This window comes from Bradyrhizobium sp. 137 (assembly GCF_023074095.1).
Lineage (GTDB): Bacteria > Pseudomonadota > Alphaproteobacteria > Rhizobiales > Xanthobacteraceae > Bradyrhizobium.
In genome coordinates this window covers 27,477-52,914 of sequence record NZ_JADPKU010000113.1, presented here as the reverse complement: position 1 = coordinate 52,914, position 25,438 = coordinate 27,477, and the positions used below count along the sequence as shown (strand labels likewise).

Here is a 25,438-nt window from a genome sequence, read left to right as displayed (position 1 = left end):
CGACGGCTTCTCCGTCCTCTACAAGCGAACATCCCGCCTATTCGCCGATCTCGCCCAGGCGCGCGGCGAAGGCCGTCTGGCGCGCCAGATCGCCGCGCTTGAGCGCGTCAATCTCCTCATCCTCGACGACTGGGGACCTGAACCGCTCACCGCCGACCAGCGCCGTGATCTGCTTGAGATCGTCGATGATCGCTATGACAAGGGATCCTTGTTGATCACAAGTCAGGTCCCCGTGTCGCAATGGCATGACGTCATTGTCGATCCCACCCTCGGCGATGCGATATTGGACCGCATCATTCACAATGCCCACCGCATCGAGCTCAAAGGCGATAGTCTACGGCGTCGGGCTGGCGAAAAGAAAAAACCGTGAGCACCTCGCGCACGATCGCCCCGCCGGCCCACAGGCCCCTCCCGCGCGCGTCGCTACGTCGCTCATGGGGGCACTCCGCGCCGCGCACGGGGCCCTCCCATGGACCGCAGGAACGATCTTCGGACCAACCCGCCAGCCTTGACGAGGAGACCATTTCCAGCACACATAAACCCGTCAGCCGTGTTCGCCTCCGCACCTGATCACGATCACTGGAATCCGTGATCACCATCGCCTGGAACACCTGATCACCATCCCTGGAATGCGCACCAGACCGTCTCGTCGACATTCATCGCCGTGATATTAATCTTGAAATAGGGGTTATCGTGACCCTCCCAACCTCCAGGGCCGAAACCTGTATCAGCGTAGCCACCGTGAAGCTCCTCCCACGGCGGCAGATTGTCTGGGTTCCAACCGGTCCCAGGGATGCCCGTCATGCTAACCTGAAGCGGCCCCGGAATCTCAAGGAAGTCGCCCCAAGTTGTCCCTCCTTGGCTCTCTGGAGATCCGCACTAGCCTGACAAAAGGGCATGGACAAAGTCCTCACCGGCCTCGAGTCGGACGTAGATGATCTCCTCGATCTTCCCTCTCAGTCCTAGCCTTTTCATGTCATAGTTCTCCAGACTAAGCTAAAATCGCGTGCATCGCAGTTCCGGGCTTTTCGTTAGCGCCCGAGAGTCTTGCGGCACAATTGCGGGAAACCTCGGCCGAATATCCGCGGTAGGCCGCGCACTAAGGACGAAGGTTTGCGGACGAAGCGTCGCCGCTGACCTCCTGTTCACTCTTCGTCAAATCGGAACCGGACCTCGCCGGCATCGCTTACGATGCACCCTGCGGTGGGGTCGGCGAAATGCGCAGTCATCAGCTTCGTCGTCGTGTCGATCAGGCGGGCAATCAGGTTCCGTATCACCTGGGTTGCCGTCGCGGCGTCGTAGCCGGCGTTGAGCCAATCGGGCCGCGCGAGCTGGATCGGGTGGTGGACGGCGTCGCCCGTGAAGATCGCATCCTGAGATTGCGAGCAGAGGTAAAGGCCGCAATGGTGCTTGGTGTGGCCATGGAGAGGCATGTATCGCACCTCGTCCGGCATCTCGTTCTCGAGGGCATGGTCGTCTTCCACGAAGGTCGCCAAACCGTGGTCTACCACGGGCAGGACGCTGTCGTCCCATGCCAGCTTCCGGTACGCTTTTACAGCGCCTGTCTGGATGGCGTCGCGCCACCATTCGAATTCACCTTTGCTGATCAGGTAGCGAGCGTTGGGGAAGGTGGGGACCCATTCGCCGTTCAGCAGCCGCGTGTGCCACCCGATGTGGTCGGCGTGCAGATGCGAGCACATGACGAAGTCGACCTGTTCCGGATGGACACCTACGTGCGCGAGGTTCTCGAGGAAGGGCGTCCGCAAACGATGCCATGCGGGATAGTACGAACGTTCCTTGTCGTTGCCGCAGCAGGTGTCGAACAGGATCGTGTGGTGTCGCGTGCGGATCAGATATGCATGCGAGCGCAACTTCAGATTTCGAGTCCCCGCCTCCACGTGACGGGGACCAAGCCAGTGCTCATGTTCGGCGACGTCCTCGGGCGTTACGCCCACCAGCAGGTCACCTGGAGCGATGAGGGAGTCGTACTCCGGGATCGAGTCGACGCGAATGTCTCCGAACAACTGAGTCCTCATGCTGCAGCTCCGTTCGCCCGAAGCGCGCCGATCTCGTCGTCCTGGAAGCCGAAGCGCGCCAGCACCTCGTCTGTATGCTCCCCGAGCATCGGGGCGCGGATCGTTGGCCTATCTCCGATGCCCATCTCCACTGCCTTGGTCATGGTTCGATACTTCCCCACATTCGGGTGTTCGAGCTCGGTGACAAGACCTTCGGCCAGGACTTGAGGATGGTCGAACATCTCATCGATCGATCGGACTGCGATACAGGGGACCTTGCCAAGCATCAGGTCTTCCCATTCGCGGGCGGTGTGCCGCTTCAGGCCTTCCCTGATCCGCGGCTTGATCTCTTCCCTCAGAGCGGCGCGCTTCGTGAGCGTATCGAACCGCGGGTCCCCCAGCAGCTCCGGAAAACCGAGAAATTCACAAAGGTGCTTCCAAAAGGTCGGCGTGGTGGCCTGCAGGTAGAGGTAGCCTTCCTTGGTGGGATAAATCCCCGAGTAACTCGCCCCCCACCAGCGCTCGATGTTGCGAGGCTCCCCATCGGCCCATATGAACTGGCCAGCCTGCAACGCGATGGCGGACCGCAAGAGGGAGGCCCTCACATGCTGTCCTTCCCCCGTCCGCAGCCGATGGACGATGGCCGACAAGATCGCGATGGCGACCATTGAGGATGAATAGTAGTCGACGATCGAACCGTTGAGGATTTGCGGCGCCCCGTCGCCGCCCTGCATCGCCGCCAGGCCGGTGAAACACTGTAGCATGGTGTCGTAGCCGGGGTGATCCCGAAGCGGACCGTCTTCGCTCTCACCGTAACCCGTGAATGAGCAGTAAATCAGGTCCGGCCGCCGGTTGCGTAGTGTCTCGTAATCGATGCCAAGCCTTTTAGGCACCGAGGGACGGAAGTTGTGCACGACGACATCGACCCGGTCGACCAGCCGGTAAAAGGCCGCCAATCCCTCAGGGTTTTTCAGGTTAAGCACGATCGAGCGCTTGTTCCTGTTCGCTCCTATGAAACCTCTGTTTTCATTGGGCAAGGTCGATGGATATTGACGACCCATGTCGCCGCTCGGAGGCTCTATCTTGATGACGTCAGCTCCCACATCGCCAAGAAGAGTGCAGCCATACGGCCCTGCCAGGTACTGCGTCAGGTCGAGTACGACTATTCCTTGAAGGGCTTCCGTCATTTATTCGATCTCCGGTTCGGGTGCGATTTGTGAAATGTGTATTTCTGATGTGCAAACGCGCACCAACGCGCTCTTGTGCACCAGAAGTATTCAATAAGCGGGAATCTCGACCGCCGGAATGTCGCCAACGTCGATTCCGGCCGCCTGCGCCCTCTTGAGTACGTCCATCGCAACCCGGACGTTCGCATAGTCAACCAGCTTCGACTTATACCGAATAGCGGCCTCGCCACGGGCCACAGCATCAGCAAAAGCCGCGATGACATCGCGCGCCTCGCCGATTTCGCTTTTCGAGGGCGAGTAGATTTCATTGATGATGGGGATGTGGCTGGGGTGAATCGCGGAGGCAAAAGACGCGCCCATGCGCTTGGATCTTTCGCCGAGTCGCCGGACCAACTCGAGGTCATCCAACCGCCCCGCCATGGAGCCTTCAACGTGCACAACTCCGGCCGCGCGCACCTGCAGCACAGAATAGGCCCCGAAGGAAATCGCCTCGTCCGACTCCTCATCGAGTCGCAGACCAAGAGCGCGGGCTGGGTCTCCCCCCGGACCGGGGCCACATGCGGCGCCAGCCCGCTTAACGCGCTGCGACGCAATGCAGATGGCGTAGAGCTTGTACATCGCCACGGCCGTCTCGGCGTACGGGCAAATCTCTATTCCGCCAACCGGCAGCGCCCGCGACCGCTCCAGCTCTCCAAGAACCAGATCGAGTGCGGCAACATCCTCCGGATCCTCAGTCTTGGAGAGCATCACCCCGTCGAGACCGTCGATGACCACCGCGCTTAGATCATCCAGCATGAGTCCGGTTCGCCACCCATTGAGCCTCACAAAAAGCCCAATGGGCTTTGCCCGCAGCTCCTTGATCGCGTGCGCGACCGCCACGCGGGCGGCCGGCTTTTCCGCCAGCCCGACCGCGTCCTCCAGGTCGAGGATCAGGGCGTCGGCGCCATATTTGGGGGCCTTCAACATCCAGTCGAGCTTGTGTCCGGGCACGAACAGCATTGAGCGATAGCACTTAGCGTCTCGAAAGATCTGAGGCATAAGACTCCCTTAAAGTCTCAGTTTCGCTGCTCCATTATTTCTATAGCGAACCCTCGATTATTTTGATGCTATTGGCCGGACTTGGAGCCCAATTTCAGCGTTGGAACGGCATTTTCGAAGAATTTGTTCGGGTTGGCCCATGATGTAGCCGCGAAAAGCACTCGGCGCCACACTCTTGCTCGGGCGTGGACGTGAACGTGTTCTTGAATTGCGCTTTAGCTATCATAGGAAGCCACATGGGTCCGCGGCGTTGCCGACCTAAGCGCGTGATGAGGTCGCCTTCCCGAAGAGGTGAGCCTCTTGAAAACGAGTTCGCGGAACCGAGACCGCCTGATCGTAGCGTGAGTTATCTTACCGTGCTGTTTGCCTTTACGGCCGAATGTGTCGCGCACAAGACTTCTGGCCACTCCGGAGGATGAGTGCGCTTGCGTTGTCGCCAACGAGCATAGGCTGCGCTGTGTTTGGGTCCATCGCGATGGGGTTCAGATTGAACTCACCGGGCTCTGCGAAGCCGGCTGCGACTGAGGCAAACGTCGGTACGACCTTCAGTGGCCGCGCCGTCACCGTGGCCTCGTTCACGAAAGCGAGCTCTTTCTCGTCTAGCGGATCAGCTCCCCTGCGATACCAAGAGCGTAAAGCATCACGTCGCGATCGTTATAGCTGTATTTTTGGCCGAGTTTCTTCATGGCCATCAGCCGCTCATAGTCGATTGCCATTGTGATCTTTCCTCGCGCCAAGGCTTGGCCGAAATTATAGGGCTCGACTGCTTACGTTTGTTGCGAAGGACCAAGCAACGATCGTTGTGGCGTCAATCTCTCTCGTAGCTGAAAAGATCACTCCACGCCGCCTCTGTCCTCGAGCAGGCAGTGATATCCCTCTTTGCCGAACGTCTCGCGAGTCGAACCAAGCGTTGCAACTAACGCCGGCTCCCCCATCAAACTCCATTGAGCTTCTTTTTGGTGATGAGGCAGTCAACGGCGACTAGCTCAGCGCCGCCGGCAGAAAGGATGACGGGATTGATGTCGATCTCGCCGATCTCGTCGGCCAGATCGGTGCAGAGCGTGCCAAACTTGACAATACAGTCGGCCAATCCGTCCAAGTCTGTCTTTGCGCCACCCCGCGCGCCATGCAGGACCCTTGCGCCGCGTAGCCGCCCAATTGCAGATTGCACGTCGGCCGCATCGAAGGGCGGCAGCAGCACCTGCACATCCTTGAGTGCCTCAACCCAGATACCGCCCAATCCGAAGGCGATGACGGGCCCGAATTGCGGATCGAAAGTCGCACCCAGCATGATTTCTGGACCAGACTTGGCCATCTCCTGCACGACCACTCCGCCGATCTTCGCTTCGGGACGGTGCGAGCGGATCGAAGCCATGATTTGCTCGAACGCCTCCGCTGCTTTCTCCGCTGACGGAATATTCAAGATGACGCCGCCAATGTCGGTCTTGTGCACGATCTCAGCCGACTCGACTTTCATCACCAACGGAAAATTAAAAGTCCGTGCAATGCGCGCCGCCTCATCCGCCCGCGTCGCCAGCGCTTCGCGCGTGACGGGAATTCCGTAGAGAGCGAGCAAACGCTTACCCTCACGCTCCGTCAGTACGTCGCCCTTCGCCTCGCGCATGATGCGCAATGCCTCAGAATAGGAAGCGCTGCGCCGGCCCGACTGGGCGGAAAGACGATCGCCGGGTTTCCGGCTACGCTGAAAATCAGCATAGCCAATAAGAGCAGAGAGCGCCTTCAGCCCGGGAGCGAGCCCCTGAAGAAACGGCATGCCCGCGAATTCCGCTTTCGGCTCGATCATCGGATCCTTTGGATCGAGAGAGGTGTAGAAATGGCCACCGGCAAGACTCAGGATCGGGAAGACAACCTCTGGGGCCGCCGCAGCAGCCCGCGTCAAAGCCTTTCCAAGAGCGGAACCCATATCCAGGCAGGAAGGGAAGCCGCGACCCCAGATCACCATGTCATAGGCGCCACAGGTCGCCAGCGTGTTCAGCGACTCATCGATGATGTGCGTGTCATAGCCGCCCTGTGCGGTAAGATCGAGCGGATTGCCGACATTGCCGAACTCGGGAAAGACCGTTTCCAGATGAGCTCTCGCCGGTGCGGGCAGCGGCGGAAATTCTATGCCGTAGGAATCGGCGACATCAGACAAAATGCCGGCGGCGGTACCGGAAAAAGATGCGAAGGCGACGCGGCGGCCGCGGGGCCGCTTCGTCGCAGATAGCGCAACCGCGGTCTCGATCAGATCGTCGACCGTATCGACCCGGATGACACCCAATCGTTTCAGGACGGCGTCGATGGCCACGTCCGAGCCTACGAGAGAGCCGGTGTGAGCCAAAGCTGCCTGGCGCGCTTTTTCAGAGCGGCCAACCTTGATCATCACAATGGGCTTGCCCTTGTCGGCAGCGCGCTCACAAGCCTTGATGAATTGAACCGGTCGCCTGATCTGCTCGCAGTACGATGTGATGACGCGCGTGTCCTCCTCGTCGGCAAAATAGTCGATGAAATCTGCGACATCGAGGCATGCTTCGTTCCCCACTGTGACTACGCGGCCGATTCCGATTCCACGAGCCAGCAATGGCACGATCAGGCTATAGACAAGCGTGCCACTTTGCAGGATGGAACTAATTCCGCCTGCCTTCATCGAGTGAAAGTCCAGTGGGACTGCCATCAGCTGATTGGCCGCGTTCATCAAACCGAAGCAGTTTGGACCGACCACGGGGATGCCGGTTCGCTCGGCCCACTCCATAAGCCAGCGTTGCTTACTTGCCCCCTCCCCAGCTTGCTCGGCAAATCCGCTCGAGATGATCTGAATCGCTCGAACGCCAGCGGCTTCGCAATCCTCGAGAACCTCGGGAATGGCCTTGCTTGGAACGGCGACCATAGCGAGGCCAACCTGATGAGGTATGGCGGTCAAACTCGGATAGCACGGCACGCCTCCGATCTGCGTGTAACGCGGGTTCACTGCAACCACCTCGCCAGAGAAACCCCACTTCTTGATATTCGTGAGGATTTCTGTTGCGAAGCCTCCCTTCTGGGAGGCTCCTACAATGGCGACGGACTCCGGCCGAAAAAGCTGGCCAATCCTTTCCGCCGTTCCCTGCTGAAGGCGGTCCTGTCGTAGCACACGATCAACTTGCATATTCAACCCGCCGGCTCTTGTGGTTTGCGTAACGCTAGCCTCTCTTAACGAGGTCCGGCCTATCGCGCGATGGCTTGCTCGCCGAAGAGCCCTCCGAGCGAGGCGAGCCGCTGAAGCTGGTGGTCGGTATCTCCGAATAAGGTGTCGATCATCGTCACATGTTTAAAATAGTGGCCGATGCTGTATTCCATGGTCATACCGATGCCACCGTGCAGCTGGATAGCCTGCCGTCCGAGCGCTTTCGACGACTGCCCAATCTGGGCTTTTGCCGCCGAGATCGCCCGCTCACGCTCAGTCACATCACTCTCTCCTGCCATCATGGTGGCGTACAGCGCCATAGAACGCGACTGCTCCAATTCAACGAACATATCCACCGCGCGGTGCTGCAGCACTTGGAAGGAACCGATCGTCGTGCCGAACTGCTTGCGCGTCTTCATGTAACCAACGGTGATGGTATGCATTTCAGCGAAGCAGCCGACCGCCTCAGCGCACAAGGCCGCAACCGCTTCGTCTGCAACTCGCGAAATGACTGGGAAAGCACCTGCTGGGTCGCCGATAACATCAGCTGCCGGAACGTTGACGTTCTGAAATGTAATCTCGGCCGCGCGGAGCCCGTTCTGTGTCGGATAGCCCTGACGCATGAGACCCGGAGCTTTAGCGTCGACCATGAAAAGCCCAATGCCGCCCTTTTCCCGCGCGGTGCCCGCAGTTCGCGCTGATACTATGATCTTGTCCGCTACATCGCCGTGCAGGACAAGACCCTTGGCCCCATTGAGAACCCAGCCTTCGCCGTCTCTCTTGGCCTGAGTTTCAACATCGAAGAGGTCATATCGCGACTGAGGCTCGGTGTAACCGAAGGCCAGTTTCATTCGGCCTTCCGTAACAGCGGGAACGAGCTTCGTTTTCTGCGTTTCGTTTGCTGCATGCCGCAGGATACCGCCTGCGAGTACTACGGTCGCGAAATATGGCTCGAGGATAAGAGCCTTGCCGAAAGCTTCCATGACAATCATCGTCTCGACTGCCCCCGCGCCGAGCCCGCCATGAGCCTCCGGAAATGGCAGCCCGAGAAGCCCGAGCTCAGCATAGCGCGCCCACATCGCCTCACTGAATCCCGTCTTCTCAGATCGGTACTTGCGGCGATCCTCAAAGCTATAATGCTCACGCATCAGGCGGTCGACGCCATCCTTAAAGAGCCTTTGCTCCTCGGAAAGATCAAGATCCACTAAAAACCCTCCTGAAACGGGGCCGCACCTTTGCCCCTGAAAACTCTTTAGAGCACTGCGCAGGCAGCATCTGGTGATTATGCCGAGGCGTTAGAGTCCAAGGACAACCTTTGCGATGATGTTCTTCTGGATCTCGTCCGAGCCGCTATAGATCGGCACCTTACGCCCGTTGAAATAAGCAGGCGCGATCGGTCCAGCCCAGTCGGGACCGATCGAGGCCTCCCCGCGCTGAAACTCTTCCTCTGATTGATAGGGCAGCGCGTAAGGGCCGATCACATCCATCAGAAGCTCAGCGGTCGCCTGCTGGATCTCCGAACCCTTGATCTTAAGGATCGAGCTCGCAGGATCCTGCGTACCCTTTTCGAGCTTCGATTGGTTGGCCACGACGCGAATCTGCGTCATCTCAAGCGCCTTGAGCTGAACCTCGACCGCGGCAATCTTCTTGCGAAAATCGGCCCTGTCGATGAGCCGCTCGCCACCGAGGCGAGTCCGCGAAGCAAGCTCCTTAATACGCCGGATGCGCTCCTTCGAAAGGCCAACGCAAGCTATCGTGACGCGTCCGTTGCCAAGGACAAACTTGGCGTAATCCCAGCCGCGATTTTCCTCTCCCACGAGATTCTCGACAGGAACCCGCACATCGTCGAAGAAAACCTCACAAACTTCGGGATAGCCGTCGAACAACTGGATTGGACGCACGGTAACGCCAGGCGACGTCAGGTCGATCAGGAGGAACGAGATGCCCCGCTGCTTCTTGGCATCAGGATCAGTTCTAACCAGGCAGAAGATCCAGTTGGAGTATTGCGCCAACGAAGTCCAGATCTTCTGGCCATTGACGACATAGTGGTCCCCGTTGCGCACGGCCCGCGTTTTGAGCGACGCCAGATCGGAACCAGCCCCCGGCTCCGAGAAGCCCTCGCACCACCAATCATCGACGTTCACAATGCGTGGCAGGAAGTACTTCTTCTGCGCTTCATTGCCGAAGGTATAGATGACCGGACCAACCAGGTTAATGCCGCTACCGGCCGGCTCCGGCGCCGGAGTCTGACTAACCTCCTCTCCGAAGATGTACTGCTGGACTGGCGTCCAACCCTTGCCGCCGTACTCCACGGGCCAGTGCGGCACCGCCCATCCCTTTTGCGCCAGAATACGGGTCCAGCGCACCTTGTCATCTTTGCTAGGGTGTCTGCCCGCAATGAGCTTATCGCGGATGTCTGCCGGAATTGCGGAGCGGCAGAATGCCCGAACCTCGTCGCGAAAGGCGAGTTCGTCAGCTGTAAAATTCAGATCCATCGTTGCTTCCTAATTGCGCCACGCAGCGCCGATCCTATTGGCAATATATCTAAGGCTTGAAGCCAAAAGTCTTTAATCCGGGTGGCGTGCGCCAAAAAGCTGCGCAAAGTCGGCATAATGCGCATATACCCTGCGCTTCTGAGCCGAGTTGTCACGGTGACCGGCACGATCGAGTATGAGAGACACCAAGAGTTCTGTCGACGGCCCGGTTCTACAGGCTCGCCTTTCTTGTTTGCGGAGATCCCAACCCATCGGCGCCTCAGCTGTTGGCGCGGACTGAAAATCTAGTAGCAGCAAAGCGCCACTTGCTGCTGAAGAGTCCGCTGATGTCGGGCTCATCCTGAAGAGCTATCACCGATGTGGATGTGTTTATAGGCGCCGGCCGCGTTGCGCACTTCTGCAGCTGCACACCTGAATTATAGGGTGAGCACGGCGGATTTCTTGTAAGAACGGTATCAAGGTTTTGTTGATGTAGCTGACGATCAGGCGTTCTCCTTCGTCAATCTCAGCGAAGATGCCCGCCAGCGCGATCGAATCATGGCGGCATTGTGCCGAGACATGATGGTCCAGGGCGCGGGCGCAAACCCGGTCTTGCCAAGGGTTGCCCAAGGGTGTGCAGCGTCCGGAACAAGCATATCAGTCTCAATGAGCAATTCTGGTGACAAGCGTCATGTCTGACGGCAGCGATGAGTTTTGTCTGGGTCAGCGGTCCAGACATGAGTAGTTTGGCTCGTCGATTCTGCGAGATAGCAGTTGATGGCGTGCTGGAGATCGATGACAGAGGGCCAGACCGGGCGATGGAGGCGCCGCTTCGACAGTCTTCGAAGAACACCTCAACGCCCGTCGAGGCCAGGCTCAAGCGGAAAGTGAAGCGCTAATCCCCGAGCCCCCGCACCTGTCGTTTGAACCGCATGTTTATCCACGCCGTGGACGGCCTTGCCCGCACCGGATTTGGCCAGGTGTCGCGACAGCGCCGCTGATCCGGTTTTCGCTTATGCGAGTTGAAATAGCTGACGCGGTATCGTCGTGATCGGATCGAACCCTTCCTCGGTGACGCGGATCGTATCTTCGATCATCATCCCGCCCCATCCCAGCTCATAGAACGGCGTTTCGACGCAGAGGCACATACCATCTTCTAGAACGGCCTCAGACGCCTCGCTGATGAGCGGGTATTCATATCCACTAAGACCAATGCCATGCCCGCAGTGGTGTCGCCGATATGAGGGAATGCCCGCGCTGCGGGTTGCCTGGACGGCCGCCAGGTAAAGGTCGCGCACATTTGCTCCGGAGCGCACTGCGGCGAGTTCCGCCTCAAGACCCTCGGCGATGGCCTGTAGCGGGTCGTGATGAGCCTCGAAGCGTCGCCTACAACAAAGCAGCGGGCCATGTCAGATTTGTACCCATCCACTACGCAGCCGGCGTCGAGGCGGATGAGGTCTCCAGCTTGGATTTTACGCCCTGTCGGATATGCGTCCGCAAGCGCGGAGCGCGGACCTGTCGTCAAACTGATGAACTCGGGGACGCCACCGCCGCAAACCATTTCGCTCGCAACGAGGCCGGCGAGCTCCCACTCGCTCATTCCGATCTTGAACTCCCGCCGGATCGCGTCGATGCCGGTTTCAACAAGTTGAGTGGCTTTTCTAAGCCGAACCAATTCCTCCGGGAGCTTCGTGGTCCGACTACGAATAACCGCATCGCTGATATCAAGGACCGGCCATTCTGTGCTGAGCAGCGTTGCCAGGCCAGCGCCACGGCTACCGTCGACACCGAGCTTGAGTCCTTTTGGCGCGACAGCCCTGACGGCGGCCCGAACCGCATCCTCGAAGGTTTTGAAGCCTGGCACGTCGTATTCTACGGAAGGGCCATCGGAAGATCTCTCGAAGTAAAACAGCCCATAGCGGAAACGAGTGCAGGATCGCCCAAGATCTCCAACGCCGGACCGGCGTCAGCCGCGCTGACGACCAGCACAGTCTTGTCGCGCGTCGCCACGGCAGCCGAAAGATACGATGCATACGTATCGTTCATACTGTAATAGCCGCTGAGGTAATTCTTGGTGGGCAGATCGCCGGAGACAACGGCACTAATATCATCACTAAGCAGAGCAAACAGCTTGCTCCTGCGCGCGATCGCCAAATTCGTCGGATTTTCTATCGAGTCCATCTTAATCGTTTCCTTAAAAACTGCTTTCGGCGTGGAACATCAACAAAGTAGGTCCTCGTTTCAGCTTGGCAATGGGCCAGTGCCCTGCACATCAGGGGACGTCTCCGTACTTTTCTTCCAGATAGCTCAGAGCAGACGACAAGTTGCCCTCCAGCCGAGGGACGCTCCGGTCCGGAACGGCGGTCAAGTCGAGGTCCTTCATTCCACTTGCTGTAAGCAGGCAGATCACAGTGTCGTCAGCCTTAATGTCTCCACGCTCTCGCAGCTCTCGCGTAGCTGCCAGGGCTGTCACGGAAGAGAGCTCACCAAGAATACCTTCTGTGCGAGCAAGCTCATTTTGTAGGTTGATTAAGTCGTTATCGCCGACCCTCACAGCTTGGCCCCCCGAGGCTCGCAGAGCCTGCAGAGCCTGAAATGAGCTCTGGACACACCAGATGGAAATGGCACGGGTATCGTGATCTCGCTCGACTTCGGCGACCGCATCACCTGCTTGACCAAGCGAGTGCGCAAGTGACCCATAGATTTCCGCCGCCACCAGCTTAGGTGTGTTGGCAGCAAGGCCAAGGTCAACTAGATCTTGGAAACCTCGGAAAATGCCTGCCAGCACATCTCCATAGGCTGTGGGAACGACGATCCAATCGGGCACTTTGTCACCAAGTTGTTCGTAGATTTCGTAGGCGATCGTTTTATATCCCTCGATTCCCACGGGATGACTGCCAATGACAGGGGCAGCAAAAGGAGAAGTGGCATACCAGCCGAGCCGGCGAACCCCCTCTTCGAGCACCGGCCATCGCTGGCGTCCTTCTGGCAGCGGCACAACCATCGCGCCGTATCGCTTTATCTGCTCGGTCATGAGCCCGCTGGCAGCTTGGGAGGTCAATACAACACAGGGAAGGCCCGCTTTTGCCGCATAGGCCGCCAGTGACGCACCGGCATTTCCCGTTGAGGCGGTCGCGACGGTCCTCGCTCCGATCTTGCGAGCGTGGGAAACCGCAACGAATGAGAACCGATCCTTATGCGACCAGGTGGGATTGCGGCTTTCCTGTTTGAAGAACAGCTGAGGACACTTAATGGATTCGCCAATGCGCTGCCCGAGCACGAGTGGAGTAGTCTCTTCGCCTAGACTTACTATCTCGGCCGCCGATACTGGTAGGAAGCCTTCAAATCGACTCCAACGCTGACCGGCACCGCCCGGCCACCGTCGTGCAGTGAGGCTCCCTTCGCAATAAACAACTTGCAAGTTTGACGGTGCGACCGCTCGACATGCTGGGCAGCCTCGTGAGTCAATCACGGAACCTGCCGGATACCTCCTCGCACAGCGTATACAGGCAAGAGCTGCGATGTTCTCGAGCGCCGAGACCGTCATCATTCCCTCCATTAGCGGAGCAAGACTTGCGAGCGGCAATTCTCTGGACCCCGCTTCGAATAGCAAATCAATGTTATCTTCGGTCGAAGGTCAGTTTCGTCGACCAGACCACATCAGCAACGCCTGTCCGGTAATGACCGCTGTTGTATGACGGTGCATCCCAACAAGCAGCATGCTCAGCATATCCTCGACGTTGACAAGCACGGATCCGTTGCCTACGAACATCTGAGCGCGATCGAGACTCTTTCGACGGCTAGCTGCGGTGTGTTCAGTAGATCTATAAAGCGGGTGCGCATCCAACGGGTGCTTAGCCCGCATGCACCGGGCCGCCACAGGAAGCAACTTACTCAGAACCCTGGAGTGAAAGGCATGGGACGAGCTGGCATCGATGCGAAGTAAGATACGGGTCCGATCGGGCACTGACTCTATAGCGCTGTCTCTAACCACGCTGCGGTATCGCTCCTGACTTTCGGTCTCGGCCAGCGACTTCAGCTCCGGTAACGCAAGCCATGTGAGCATGCCGCCTTGACGGCTCGATCTTTCTAAAGACAGATATCCGGTTCTGTGGCGATGGATACCGGCACCTGGTTTAGCGCGTCCCTGTCTCTTAGGCGTACTGGCGAGCTGGCCGGTTGCCACTTCAAACACCATTCGAGGCTCTATTGCCCTGCCGCCAGCCGAAGAGCTGGCTGAATCTATGAAATGCAATGCTCGGACCTCAAAACCTCGCGTCGTGCCGCTCGACTGCTGGGATCAACCCACATTCCTCAAGCCAGATTTGGAGACCTGGGTCAGCCGCGAAAGGTTCGCCGGCAGTCTTGCATCCGCGTTGACGGTTTGAAGGAGGTGCCAGAGAGTAGCCAGATCACTGGTTACCACCGGAATACCGATACGCTCCTCGAGCGGAGCGATGCCACGCAGCCAACCGAAGTCTGTGCAACTAATGAACACACCGTCAGCATCATCAGGTACTTGGGCTGCTACCCAATCGTTGATGGGCTGCCAACAGTCATCCTGAAGGGTTGTCCGCAGATCGAACCCGAAAGCGTGGAACGCGATATCAAAGCCGTTGCTCCGAAGAAACATTACGAGACGGTTGGAGAGCCATTCATCGTAGGGAGTAAAGACTGCGACCTTCCGCACAGCAAGTGCGCGAAGCGACGCCAGCACCCCTCCGGACGTTGTGACAGCAGGCAGGCCAGACGCCTCTTCCATCACCTTTACAACGCTTTGATCATAGCCCATGCCTTCGAGAAAGCTTCCGCCCGTACAACCGAGGGCGATGCCTTTCATTCAACGGGGGGTGACCGAGCAGCCGGGCAGCCTCGCGCGAGCTTTCCTTCATCGCCGTAAGCTGCTCGATAGTATCTTCAGAGTTGAGAACTCGGCTGAAATGAAAGCTGACGCCGTCCAATCCTAGACGTGTGTAGTCACGTTCTAGAACTGTGTTGCTCGACGGCACGATAATCCCGAGTCCAAATGACTGTTGGGTCATCAAACTCTCCTTCGCTTCAGACTCGCGGAAGTCAAAAACAGACTTGGCTACTTTGGACTTGCTCGGCATTCATCCGGACCCAAGGTACGAGGGCGAGACGCTCACACTCAACGGCGGTGAATCGCTCACAAGCTTATCCTGCCCGCCACGCGAGCCAACGGTCCTGGATGTAATCCTCATTTGTCTTGCCGTCCGCGCGTTTTGTTTGGAGCCAGGCGAAATCGTCAATGATAAATTTCGAAGCGTTCACCGGATCAATGCTGAGAAGTGACGCCAAGTCGGGCGGCAGGTGTTTGAGCTGGTTTGAATTCGGACCCGGATAGCCACTGGCTTGCGTGAACCCCGCGGCAATCTGCGCGCGATTCAGAAAGGCAAGCAGCTTTTGTGCATTATTTGTGTTGGGACCACCCTTGAGAACCACCCCCAAGGTGGGCCCCACGTGGGCGCCTTCCAACTAAATTTGATTGACGCCTCTTGGCGAATTGCAGCGATGGCACGACCGTCGTAAATACTCGTGACTGCGTACTCTCGGTTGATCAGAAGCTGTGCCGGCTCTCCTCCAGCACTCCACCATTTTGAGATGTGCGGCTTAATTTCGTTGAGCTTTTTGAACGCAATATCGAGCTTATCATCAGTGAGCGGCCACATATCTTTCTTAGCGAATCCGGAGGCGATAAGCGCATAGCGGATGTTATTCTGCCCCCTCGAAGCGTACAAGCCACGTGGTCCGGGGAACTTCTTTACGTCCCAAAAATCTACCCAGGTTTGCGGCCCACCATCAGGGAACGCACGGGGTTCGTAGGCGAGCACCTCTGAGTTGTGATCAATATAGACCGCGTCTTTGCGCCGGGCCTCGGGCGGCGTGCCATCAAGCGACTCTTGATCCCAAAGGCTGTAATCAATGGGCACGAACATTCCAGCTTCGTGCATTTCTGGATAGTTCTTGCGCGGCAGATATGCGATGTCCCAATCGACCCGACCGGCATGGTACATCGCTTTAACCAGAGGCACAGGTAGGTCGCCAACTGCTTCCACGACTTTGATGCCCGTTGCCTGTTTAAACGGCTCAAAGACATATCGTCGAACGCCCTCGGTATAAGAACCCCCCAAGTGAAAGCGACTACTTCCCCAGACCCGGCGAGCTTTTCCTGCGCCCAGGCGCTCGTTATCTGGGCGATCAGAGGCAGGCTCAATAACGCAGCGCTTGACTGCAGCAATGAACGGCGGCTCAGGCCGCAGAATGAACCGTCCCCGGCATTCTGGTTGGTCATGACGCTTCCCCGAGTGACGCAGAGCAAAATTGTTTGCGCTTGGCGTCGTAGAATGTAGCAACGGACGAAAGGCTGCGAAAAACGGGACCAGATCGAAGAAATCCTGCAAAATAGGAGCATGCGCGCAGTCCGGCTCGCGAGACAACGCGTAAGATTAAGGCCGGCGTCCACGATCACACGGCAAGCCTTGCCGACCACAATTTGCATGCGCCAATTCGCCGCCGTGGGTGAAAACTGTCTTTGCACCGGAGGCCGCTCGGTGTCACCATCGCTGGGCAGGCTGAAGCTGCTCACTATCTTTAGGATGGGTCCCGAACGATCGCCGCCCAGTCGACAGCAGCGAGCTCGAGATGCCTCGCTGCGCCGTCGACGAGACGGCTCATGAGGTCTGCAGACTCCCCGAGACAATCCGGAGCTTGTCGTCATGGGTCCACCGGCTGCACGGCCAGTCTTAACAACTTCGAACCGCTCAATCTGAGCACTGCACTTATTGCTGTTCATAAGTGCTGTCACACAGCACTCGCCTTAGCTCGACAAAGTGGCCGTCACCCGAGGGAGACGGGACGCCGCGCTACCGCGCCGTTTCGACGGGACGGCTTGCCGCCGGCAGGTCGGCGGTCACTCGATCGGCTCGGTAGCGCGACGGCACGGATTGTCGCGGCAGCAGTCGTTTGACGACAGTAAAATTAAGCAACCAAAGGGGAACAAGTACGATTTGGGCGGACGAACCAAGCGGTGTTAAACCGCCGCAGCGATCTCGCCGCAGGCCGTCAAGCGCATCGATACACCTGCCTGATATCGCGCGGCATACGGTGATTCCTGCCTGCCTCCACTGGCTGGTGCGCTCGACAATTGAGTTTGACAAGGAACTCCTATGTTGGGCACAGACGGATCTGCTACTTGCCGAGGGCTTTATGAGCTATGTCGGGATCGATTTCTTGGCCCATTACGAGAAATGCAGACAGTCTTTTCGTCTGTTAAGCGAGGCTATCTCAGCGAATTGAAATCAATCTTCAACGTCCACGAAACACTGGCTTCTGCTTCTGCGCAAACGCCCGCACGCCTTCTTTGTGGTCAAACGTCGATTCCGTCCTGATCAGGTTCTCTGCCTCATAGTCCATCGACTGCAAAAGGTCAGACTCGACGGCATGATCCAGATTGTCCTTCATACAGCTAAACGCGAAAGTGGGTCCGTGGGCGAGTGAAGCGGCTAAAGCGAGCGCCGATTCAGCCAGCTCCGAGTCGGCCACCACGCGATTGAGCAGACCCATCGCTTCCGCTCGCCGCGCATCGATGCGTTCCGATAGGAGCATCAGTTCGCGCGCGCGAGACACGCCGACCAGTCGCGTCAGCAGCCAGGCTATACCGCAATCTCCCGCCAACGCGACCTTCGCATATGAGGTGGTCAGAATGGCGGACTGTGCAGCGATGCGGATGTCGCAGGCGAGAGCAAGAGCAAGGCCCGCGCCGGCAGCTGGCCCTGGAAGTGCCGCAACCGTTGGTTTTCTCACTGCGAACAGGTCACCGATCAACGTTCGCTGGTCAGCGCGCAGATCAGCCACGCGCTGCTCGAATGTTGCTTCGGCCGTTGCCGTACTATCGCCCATGCCTTTTACATCGCCGCCGGCACAGAATGCGGTCCCTGCGGCGGTGATAAGGAGGGCGCCGACGTTTGAGTCATCGGCAAAGCGCTTGATCAACGTGACCCAAGCCGCTTTCATTCCTTTGGAAATTGCGTTGCGCGCCTGTGGCCGATTAAGCGTAATTACGGCCACGCGGTCACGGATCGCTGCAAGCAGGTCATCCGTCCCGGTGTCGATTGTCAATGTGTGTGACATGCTCATAGCTCAATTGTTACTTTGCCGCGCCTTGGCAATTAACATACGAGGGGACCGCCCTTAACCTTACAGAGCTTGCCCATGCGCCGGAAACGGCTCGACTCGGAAAGCTCGGAAATCATGAGGATCTCATCATTTCTGCCCGGATCTCTTTCACGTATGGATTCATCGCACCGATGCAGGCCACGGTTTCGGCCTCACAGGCTGACTCCGCAGACGCCAATCGACTGGGTACGGGACAAAGAACATAATTCCTCTTTCGCCTTCGTACTTCAGCGGCGTCCCTTTCGGCAGCCAAACCACGTCGCCCAACTTTGCGTCTATTGCACGACTATAGTTCTCGCCCGTGCGGATCCGCATAATACCACTCAGCCCGACCGAGATTTGATCATATTCTGTCGTCCAGTTGACCGAGCTACCGTCAAAGGTCGCAATCGTAGCGCCGAGCGACTTGCTAATCTCGGGAGTAACGAGGCTACACGTGGATGCGAAGCCTCCCGAATAGATTTGCATCTGTGAATAGATCATGTCCGTACTTCTGAAGTGGTATACGTCGGTCATTGGCTTGCTCACCTCGATAACCGGGCTGCTACTAGCCCAATCAACTGGATGACGAGCATAAAATACCTTCGCCTTGTCACCTTGGTACTTCAAGCGAGTCCCTTTAGTGAGCCAAATTACATCCCCGAACTTTGCTTCAATGACGCGGCTATAGTTTTCTCCGGTGAGGATCCGAAATGTTCCACCAAGGACGATGGCCGTCTCGTCGTAGTTCACCCTGCGGTCGATCGAGCAGCCATCGTAGATAGCCACACCGGCATCGATTGTCTTGCTGGCTTCGGGACCAATCAATTGGCAAAGTTTCGCGGAACCAGTGGCGTCGCCTTGAACTTGCGCAAACACCATGTCATCGCTCTTAAAATAGAGTGCCCCAGTCATCAGCGTTCTCCTTTCTTGGTCCTGCAACCAGTGAAAGGCATGCAGACCAGATCCGGCGATGCAATCGTTCGATCAATTGCATCCAAATTCTCGAGCCAGGCCACTGTGGACGCGAGAGGCTGCACTCAGCGTCCTCGCCTTCCATATCTCGACAATCGACACGTTGCTCGGCCACGGCAAGGTGCCGTCCGCGCTTTCGCACAGCAACCATATTGTATTGTCAAGGACGCTCATATTGCGAAAAACGGCCCAACACGACAGAAATTCTGCGCAATGTGCTGCCTTTCGTGCAAATTTCAGACCTGGATTGGCTGAATCGCGCTGGCGCTCAGCTGGCGGCCTTCCAAGCAGAGGCCTTTCGGCTGAGCCAAGCGGCTTGTTTCCTCGGTTTTCGTTGGAAGATGTCGTCCGGAATACGCCTTCATTCACCGGATCCGGGACCTAAACGCCGAAAAGCTGCGAACTGAATCCGGTAGAGCTTTGGTCCTGATCCGACAAGCGGATCCGGAGCGTCTAACCGATGCAACTGGCGGCTCGCCATTCGCAGAGAGGCGCAGCCCGTTCCGAACCACGAGTGGAATGCCGATGAACGACGCCATTGTCCAATCAGCAAATAAGCACTTTTCATCGAACTACTTCGAAGCTCGCCAAAAATTTCGAGACTATGTTCGTCAGGCCGTGGTGGGCGAAGCAGCCGTCTATTCATCGCCGGCCCCTGGACCTGGTGGAGAAGAGCTCTCAACGGATGTTGGATGGTTCGGAGATCGGGGAGCTTCGAAAGTTGGAATTCTGATATCAGCCACCCATGGCGTCGAAGGATATTGTGGATCTGCAGCACAGCTCGATTGGTTGGCTGAGCGGGGCTATGAGAGGCTTAAATCTGATGAAGCAATGTTGCTGATTCATGCCATCAATCCATATGGGTTCGCATGGGATCGGCGCGTTACGCAAGAAGGTTGCGACCTCAACAGAAACTTCATCGATTTCGCGGCTCCCATTCCTCAAAATGAAGGATACGACGCACTTGCGGAAAGCCTGGTGCCATGCGCTTTGGAAGGGCCAGTGTTTGCGGCCGCTGAGGCGGCGATTGAAACGTACCGGGCAACATACGGCGAAACTGCCTACCGGAAGGCACGGACCACTGGTCAGTATCGACACCCGAACGGGATGTTCTTCGGTGGATTCGGCCCTACCCTCGCTCGCCAAACACTTGAGCGGATCGTATCGGACTACAGTATCGGATCGCGTCACCGTGTCCTAATAGTAGACTATCACACGGGCCTCGGGCCATATGGCTATGGCGAGCTGCAGTGCGAGCAGGCATCGGGCGTTACTGGATATCAGCGCGCACGTGACATATTTGGCCATTCAGTCACGTCACCGGATCTTGGCACCTCGTCGGCCTTGGTACTCAATGGCACGCAGGACGATTACTGGCAGCGGCTCCTCGGTGATCGCCACGTCTACGTTTGCCTAGAATTCGGGACCTACCCTCCGGATGCGGCCAGACCGTTGTTGCGGGGTGATCATTGGCTTTATGCTTATGGTCAAGCTCAGATCGAAAGCGGCGTTGGCCGCGACATCCGCCAGCGCGTGAAGCAGCACTACTACCCCGAGAGAACCGATTGGAAGGAAATGGTGCTTTATCGAAGCCGCCAGGTTCATCGCCAATTGATGGAAGGCATGCGAGCGGAAAGTGGTGTGGAGCGCTTAATGTGATGGCAAAGGCGGCTAATTAAGGCATCTTTGCGCATGGATGCTGTGGGAAAGCTGGCACGCAGGCAGCGACAATACCTCGAAACGAAGCCGCACTCGGTACCAACTCGTTGCTCTCCACATACGGTGTTTTCGACTAAGTGGATCGCGTCATCTCATGAACGTGGTTCCGGCCCCGGCGCCCGGCATATCGTAGCGCAACTTCTCGCTGAATCGCGTCAGCTTCGGAGGCGTCCGCGAATAGATTGAGCGGCAGTCGTTCCCCGATCCGGGGCCGTTTGAGATTGCAGAGATTCGAACTATAGGCAATTCCGTTTGTAGATCCCTTTCGCAACGGGGCATGATTCTACTATGTGTCGTAGGGCACGATGCAGCTGATGAAGCCCCGGGCCGGAGTGGCCTGCCGGGCGCGGTTGGACCAGATCATTCCGGTCAGGCATATTGCCTAGTGACTCGTCAAACTGATTTCTCGGCCGCTTCTTCCGTGGCGTGATTACGCCTGCAGCATCGAGACCAATGGCATGGAATACGTTTGTCCGGAAATCGATAACGATTGTGGCAATGTTCGTATTCTACATGACTTACGCTGCTGCCCCGCTGGGCTCAGCGTTGGCCCTGAGAGCGGGCGTGGTCCACGCACGCGCAAGATCCACGTCGCGGCTCATATCCGGTCAGAAGCGCGGCGTCTCGGTGCCATCAGCGCGAGCTGCGGTCGCTCCGCTATTGAGATCGCCATCGGACACATGAAGACCGAAGGTCACCTCGGCCGCGGCCACTTCAAAGGCGGCCCAGGAACCGCCGCCAACGTACGCCTCTCAGCCGTGGGCCACAACTTCCGCCCTATTCTCGCTTGGCTCATAGAGCTCTTGGGCCCTGTCCCTGTGACTGCTACGATACTCAATCGACTGACCAAGCTAGCACAATCCGGCTTCATAACGGACGACTTCTGAGTGGACAATCAAGCCGCAAAGCGCGAAGCTGAGAGTGGTTGGGAGGCTACAGACCAACACTTTCTGCAAGATAGGTGATCGCAGCTTCCGTGCCGCCTTTCCCATGAGGGATCTGCAGCGATTTCAAGCCGGCCTCAACAACGCCCAGAGTACCCAGAATCATTGGTGCGTTGACGTGGCCCATGTGGGCAATGCGAAACGCCCGCCCTTGGAGGTTGCTGATGCCAATGCCCAGAACCACGGCGCATTTGTCAGTACAGTAGTGATGGAGCTTCGTCGGATCATAGCCGTTGCCTATAAGCACGGTCGTTACCACGTTGGATCGCTCGGAGGCCTCACTGATGTTAAAGCCGAGCACGTGCTCCTTGCTCCACACCGCGACCGCACGGCGCACCGATTCCGCGAGCAGGTGGTGTCGACGGTAGACATTCTCCAATCCCTCCTCGAACAGCATGTCAATGGCCTTGCGTAACGCGAACAGCAGGTGCACGGGTGGCGTTCCGGCATAGCGGCGGTAGTGTTCGATGCCGTCGCGCTCAGTCCAATCCCAATAGGGCGTGCGCAAGTTCGCCGTCTGATGAACCGCTCTCGCGCGCTCGTTGACCGCAACGAAACCTAGCCCCGGGGCGTCATGAGGCCCTTCTGCGACCCAGACATCGCGACATCGATGTCCCATTTGTCCATTTCAAATGGCATGCAGCCGAGCGATGCCACGGCATCAACCATGTACTGCGCGGGATGGCCAGCTGCGCGGACAGCCTTTCCGATCTTCTCGATGTCGTTCACGACACCAGAAGCGGTGTCCACTTGTGTCACAAGAACAGCCTTGATGGTGTGATCCTTGTCGGCGCGCAAGCGCGCCTCAAGCTCGCTGGCGCGTACCGCGCGGGTCCAATCTCCTTTGAGCACCTCCACCTCGGCGCCCATAGCGCGCGCGGCATTTCCCCACCCGACCGCAAAGCTGCCGCTCTCCAGAACCAGCACTTTGTCGCCGCGCGAGAGCACGTTGGAGAGCACGGCTTCCCACGCGCCATGCCCATTTGCGACATAGATGTAGGATTTGCCCTTGGTCGCAAACAACCTCGACAAGTCGCGCAACAGTCCTTCCGTCAAATCGACCATTGGCTGGGAATAGATATCGAGCGCCGGCCGATGCATGGCGCGCAGGACCTCGTCAGGTACGGTCGTTGGCCCGGGAAGGGCAAGAAACTCGCGGCCGGCGCGAACAGTCATAGAAAGTGCCCCTTCGTTGGAGGACCTCCTTAGTAAGCGGAAACGGAGATTGAAACTTGCAAACGACAGCCGGGAGGCCGCACAAATTCAGCGATGTAAAACGAAATTGCGCAAAATTCCAACGTAAGCGCCTTGAGGCCAGTTCAGAGCTCGGGTGGCCGCCGACTTCAGCTGGAAATCGACTTCATAAGCGTAATGCCCCTTCAGCACGTACAGGATCGGAGAATGGACTGAAGTAGCTGTTCTCGCTTGCTCGGGCCTGACGTGGCGAAAAGCGTTTGGCATCTTTCGAAATCTGAAGAGACTTCTGGAGACTGAGGAAAATCTGCGCTGTCGCACTCTTTTCGAAGAAAATGCGCCGGAGATGGATGAGGATCATCGCTACACGGCGCCCCCGGTAGGATAAACGGGCGCCAGGGCCAACTTGTCAGAGCTTACACAGGACGTGGAAAAGCCCCGGAGCAGCGACGGCTCAGAGCGCGGCTTGTGTCGTCCCCAGCAGCACTAGACGCATCTGCGCGGAATCGAAACCCATAGAGCAGCAGTTCGCGTGTGTTCATCAGGGAAGGGAACGAACGACAAGCAGGACGAGCGAGAATGCAAACGGCTTTCATTCGCGTGTTCCTCTGACTGAGCCGCTTCAGACGAGGGCACCTTTGCAGGCCTCGCTATCGGAAGCAAAACGCATTCCTAAAACAACACCGCCGAGACGGCTATCGGTTCCGTCCAAGCAACATCAACCTCCAGAGGATAAGATGGTCAATCGAATGCAATTCTACATAGACGGCGCTTGGGTCGATCCCACCGTCGCGAAAGCAACATATGCCATCAATCCAGCGACCGCAGAGGAATTGTATGAGTTAGCGCTCGGCTCAAAAGCTGACGTCGACAAGGCCGTGAAGGCGGCCAGACACGCATTTGCGAGCTTTTCTCAAACCACTGCTAAGCAGCGCATAAGCCTGCTCGCAAGCATTATCGAGATTTATAAGGATCGGGCGAAGGAAATCGGCGATGCCATCTCCGATGAGCTAGGCGCACCACTGGCCATGGCTGAGCAGATGCAGGCAAATTCCGCCATCGGCCATTTCACGAGTACTCTGGAGGTGCTCAAGAACTATTCCTTTGAGGAGCGCATTGGCAGTACTGTGGTTGTTCGAGAACCTATCGGCGTGGTTGGCATGATCACGCCGTGGAACTGGCCGATCAGCCAAATTGCCTGCAAAGTAGCGCCGGCGCTCGCCGCCGGCTGCACGATGATTCTCAAGCCATCGGAATTTGCCCCAACATGCGCGCTGATATTCGCGGAAATCCTTCACCAGGCTGGCGTACCGAAGGGCGTATTCAATTTGATCAACGGTCTAGGTCCTGAAGTGGGCGCGGCCATGAGCGAGCATCCAGATATCGATATGATGTCGTTCACGGGATCGACCCGTGCGGGAATCGATGTTGCAAGGCGAGCGGCCCTAACTGTAAAGCGTGTGAGCCAAGAGCTTGGAGGCAAGTCTCCATATATTGTTCTTGATGATGCTGATCTCGAAAAGGCCGTTTCTGCATGCATTGAGACGATATTCCTCAACTCAGGCCAATCCTGCGACGCGCCGTCGCGCCTGATTGTGCCGAACGCTAAAATGGAAGAAGTCACAAAGATCGCGAAAAACTTGGCCCGTAAATACCGGGTTGGCCATCCCCGCGCGGCGGGCATCGACATGGGCCCGGTCGTGAACCGCGGCCAATGGGAGAAGATCCAAGCTTTGATCCAGAAAGGCATAGATGAAGGGGCCACGCTGATTGCTGGCGGATTAGGTCTCCCGAACGGCACGGATAAGGGCTTTTACGTCCGGCCCACCATTTTTGCCGACGTCAAAAACGAGATGACCATTGCACGCGAGGAGATCTTCGGACCCGTGCTTGCGATCATTGGCGCTAACGACGAGAACGAAGCGATCCAAATCGCCAATGACACGCCATATGGCCTTGCCGGTTACGTGTTCTCAGGGTCCATGGAGCGAGCTCGCAAGATTGGCCGCATGCTTCGAGCGGGCAACATATATCTGCAAGGCGCATCCCTTGACCGGGCCGCACCATTTGGCGGGTACAAACAATCTGGCAATGGTCGTGAATGGGGGCGTTTCGGATTCGAGGATTATTTGGAAGTCAAGTCTGTTGCTGGGTCCGTAGCGCACTGAAGCGCCGGACCTAAATCGGTGGAGCAGACCTCTACTCCGATACGACGACGATAGAGACTGCAAGCTCTCAAGTTTCACCCGTCAGAGCTTGTGATTTTTTGGTAGAGTGTTCCTTCGCAGAATCGGCCTGTGATCAATTTCACCGTGGATAGCAGGCGCCGTTGCTTAAATTGTGATGATTGGGGAAGTATAACTGAAACCGTTCGTCGTGGGGCTCTGGTGGGCGTTGCAGCCACGGGGAGAACGTGTTCCCTGATAAAGGGTACCTAGGCGGGTAGCTGCCCGTTTTATCCGGCGCCAGGGCGCCGGGAACATTAGATAAAGGCTTCGCGGCGGGCTTCGGCTTCGCCGCGAAAATTGCGCAACGAACGAATGATGAATCAACT

General features: G+C 57.6%; 16 protein-coding genes and 4 pseudogenes. 4 read left to right on the top strand and 16 right to left on the bottom strand.

What is annotated here, in order from left to right; all coding sequences use genetic code 11:
* The coding region (locus IVA78_RS29445) for an ATP-binding protein (RefSeq protein WP_247469063.1) at nucleotides 1-370 on the top strand (370 nt) is incomplete at its 5' end.
* Nucleotides 371-1,145: 775 nt separating this feature from the next.
* On the opposite strand, the gene IVA78_RS29440 is transcribed toward IVA78_RS29445, so the two are convergent.
* The 15 genes and pseudogenes from IVA78_RS29440 to IVA78_RS29370 form a co-directional block, all read right to left on the bottom strand.
* Nucleotides 1,146-2,036, bottom strand: a complete 891-nt coding sequence (locus IVA78_RS29440) for an MBL fold metallo-hydrolase (RefSeq protein WP_247469061.1) — start codon at nucleotides 2,034-2,036, stop codon at nucleotides 1,146-1,148.
* Entirely contained in the window at nucleotides 2,033-3,202 is a 1,170-nt protein-coding gene (locus IVA78_RS29435) for a CoA transferase (protein WP_247469059.1), read from the bottom strand. The genes IVA78_RS29440 and IVA78_RS29435 overlap by 4 nt, the downstream gene beginning before the upstream one ends.
* Before the next feature lie 90 nt (nucleotides 3,203-3,292).
* The gene (locus IVA78_RS29430; protein ID WP_247469058.1) at nucleotides 3,293-4,201 is read right to left on the bottom strand and encodes a CoA ester lyase; all 909 of its coding nucleotides are present in this window, start codon (nucleotides 4,199-4,201) and stop codon (nucleotides 3,293-3,295) included.
* A 507-nt stretch (nucleotides 4,202-4,708) separates the two neighbouring features.
* A pseudogene (locus IVA78_RS29425) lies at nucleotides 4,709-4,956 on the bottom strand (3-alpha,7-alpha,12-alpha-trihydroxy-5-beta-cholest-24-enoyl-CoA hydratase); the annotation flags it as partial.
* Between the two features lie 218 nt (nucleotides 4,957-5,174).
* Nucleotides 5,175-7,385, bottom strand: a complete 2,211-nt coding sequence (locus tag IVA78_RS29420) for an acetate--CoA ligase family protein (RefSeq protein ID WP_247469066.1) — start codon at nucleotides 7,383-7,385, stop codon at nucleotides 5,175-5,177.
* A 59-nt stretch (nucleotides 7,386-7,444) separates the two neighbouring features.
* Complete coding sequence (locus tag IVA78_RS29415) at nucleotides 7,445-8,608, bottom strand: acyl-CoA dehydrogenase family protein (protein ID WP_247469056.1); 1,164 nt, start codon at nucleotides 8,606-8,608, stop codon at nucleotides 7,445-7,447.
* A 90-nt stretch (nucleotides 8,609-8,698) separates the two neighbouring features.
* The gene (gene pimC, locus IVA78_RS29410) at nucleotides 8,699-9,898 is read right to left on the bottom strand and encodes a pimeloyl-CoA dehydrogenase large subunit (protein WP_247469054.1); all 1,200 of its coding nucleotides are present in this window, start codon (nucleotides 9,896-9,898) and stop codon (nucleotides 8,699-8,701) included.
* Between the two features lie 668 nt (nucleotides 9,899-10,566).
* Nucleotides 10,567-10,736 (bottom strand): annotated as a pseudogene (locus IVA78_RS29405) (IS630 family transposase); the annotation flags it as partial.
* Between the two features lie 154 nt (nucleotides 10,737-10,890).
* Nucleotides 10,891-11,226, bottom strand: coding sequence for a M24 family metallopeptidase (locus IVA78_RS34335; RefSeq protein WP_346275326.1), 336 nt, complete (start codon nucleotides 11,224-11,226; stop codon nucleotides 10,891-10,893).
* A 523-nt stretch (nucleotides 11,227-11,749) separates the two neighbouring features.
* Nucleotides 11,750-12,058, bottom strand: a complete 309-nt coding sequence (locus IVA78_RS29395) for a hypothetical protein (protein WP_247469053.1) — start codon at nucleotides 12,056-12,058, stop codon at nucleotides 11,750-11,752.
* Nucleotides 12,059-12,149: 91 nt separating this feature from the next.
* Complete coding sequence (locus IVA78_RS29390; protein ID WP_249809117.1) at nucleotides 12,150-13,424, bottom strand: pyridoxal-phosphate dependent enzyme; 1,275 nt, start codon at nucleotides 13,422-13,424, stop codon at nucleotides 12,150-12,152.
* Nucleotides 13,425-14,177: 753 nt separating this feature from the next.
* Nucleotides 14,178-14,717, bottom strand: a complete 540-nt coding sequence (locus IVA78_RS29385) for a hypothetical protein (RefSeq protein WP_247469049.1) — start codon at nucleotides 14,715-14,717, stop codon at nucleotides 14,178-14,180.
* Between the two features lie 565 nt (nucleotides 14,718-15,282).
* The gene (locus tag IVA78_RS29380) at nucleotides 15,283-16,299 is read right to left on the bottom strand and encodes an extracellular solute-binding protein (RefSeq protein WP_247469047.1); all 1,017 of its coding nucleotides are present in this window, start codon (nucleotides 16,297-16,299) and stop codon (nucleotides 15,283-15,285) included.
* A gap of 904 nt (nucleotides 16,300-17,203) precedes the next feature.
* Nucleotides 17,204-18,028: an enoyl-CoA hydratase-related protein gene (locus IVA78_RS29375; RefSeq protein ID WP_247469046.1), complete on the bottom strand. Its 825-nt coding sequence runs from the start codon at nucleotides 18,026-18,028 to the stop codon at nucleotides 17,204-17,206.
* Nucleotides 18,029-18,193: 165 nt separating this feature from the next.
* The gene (locus IVA78_RS29370; protein WP_247469044.1) at nucleotides 18,194-18,967 is read right to left on the bottom strand and encodes a hypothetical protein; all 774 of its coding nucleotides are present in this window, start codon (nucleotides 18,965-18,967) and stop codon (nucleotides 18,194-18,196) included.
* Nucleotides 18,968-19,552: 585 nt separating this feature from the next.
* Here IVA78_RS29370 and IVA78_RS29365 point away from each other — a divergent pair.
* Together IVA78_RS29365 and IVA78_RS29360 are read left to right on the top strand one after the other, a co-directional pair.
* On the top strand, nucleotides 19,553-20,686 hold the full coding sequence (locus IVA78_RS29365) for a DUF2817 domain-containing protein (protein WP_247469042.1): 1,134 nt from the start codon (nucleotides 19,553-19,555) through the stop codon (nucleotides 20,684-20,686).
* Between the two features lie 660 nt (nucleotides 20,687-21,346).
* Nucleotides 21,347-21,568, top strand: a pseudogene (locus IVA78_RS29360) (IS5/IS1182 family transposase); the annotation flags it as partial.
* Nucleotides 21,569-21,679: 111 nt separating this feature from the next.
* Here IVA78_RS29360 and IVA78_RS29355 read toward each other — a convergent pair.
* Nucleotides 21,680-22,866 (bottom strand): annotated as a pseudogene (locus tag IVA78_RS29355) (aminotransferase class V-fold PLP-dependent enzyme).
* Between the two features lie 755 nt (nucleotides 22,867-23,621).
* Between IVA78_RS29355 and IVA78_RS29350 the strand changes: the two are divergent.
* Nucleotides 23,622-25,052 carry an aldehyde dehydrogenase family protein gene (locus tag IVA78_RS29350; protein ID WP_247469040.1) on the top strand — a complete coding sequence of 477 codons (1,431 nt, stop codon included), beginning with the start codon at nucleotides 23,622-23,624 and terminating at the stop codon, nucleotides 25,050-25,052.
* Nucleotides 25,053-25,438: the final 386 nt, after the last annotated feature.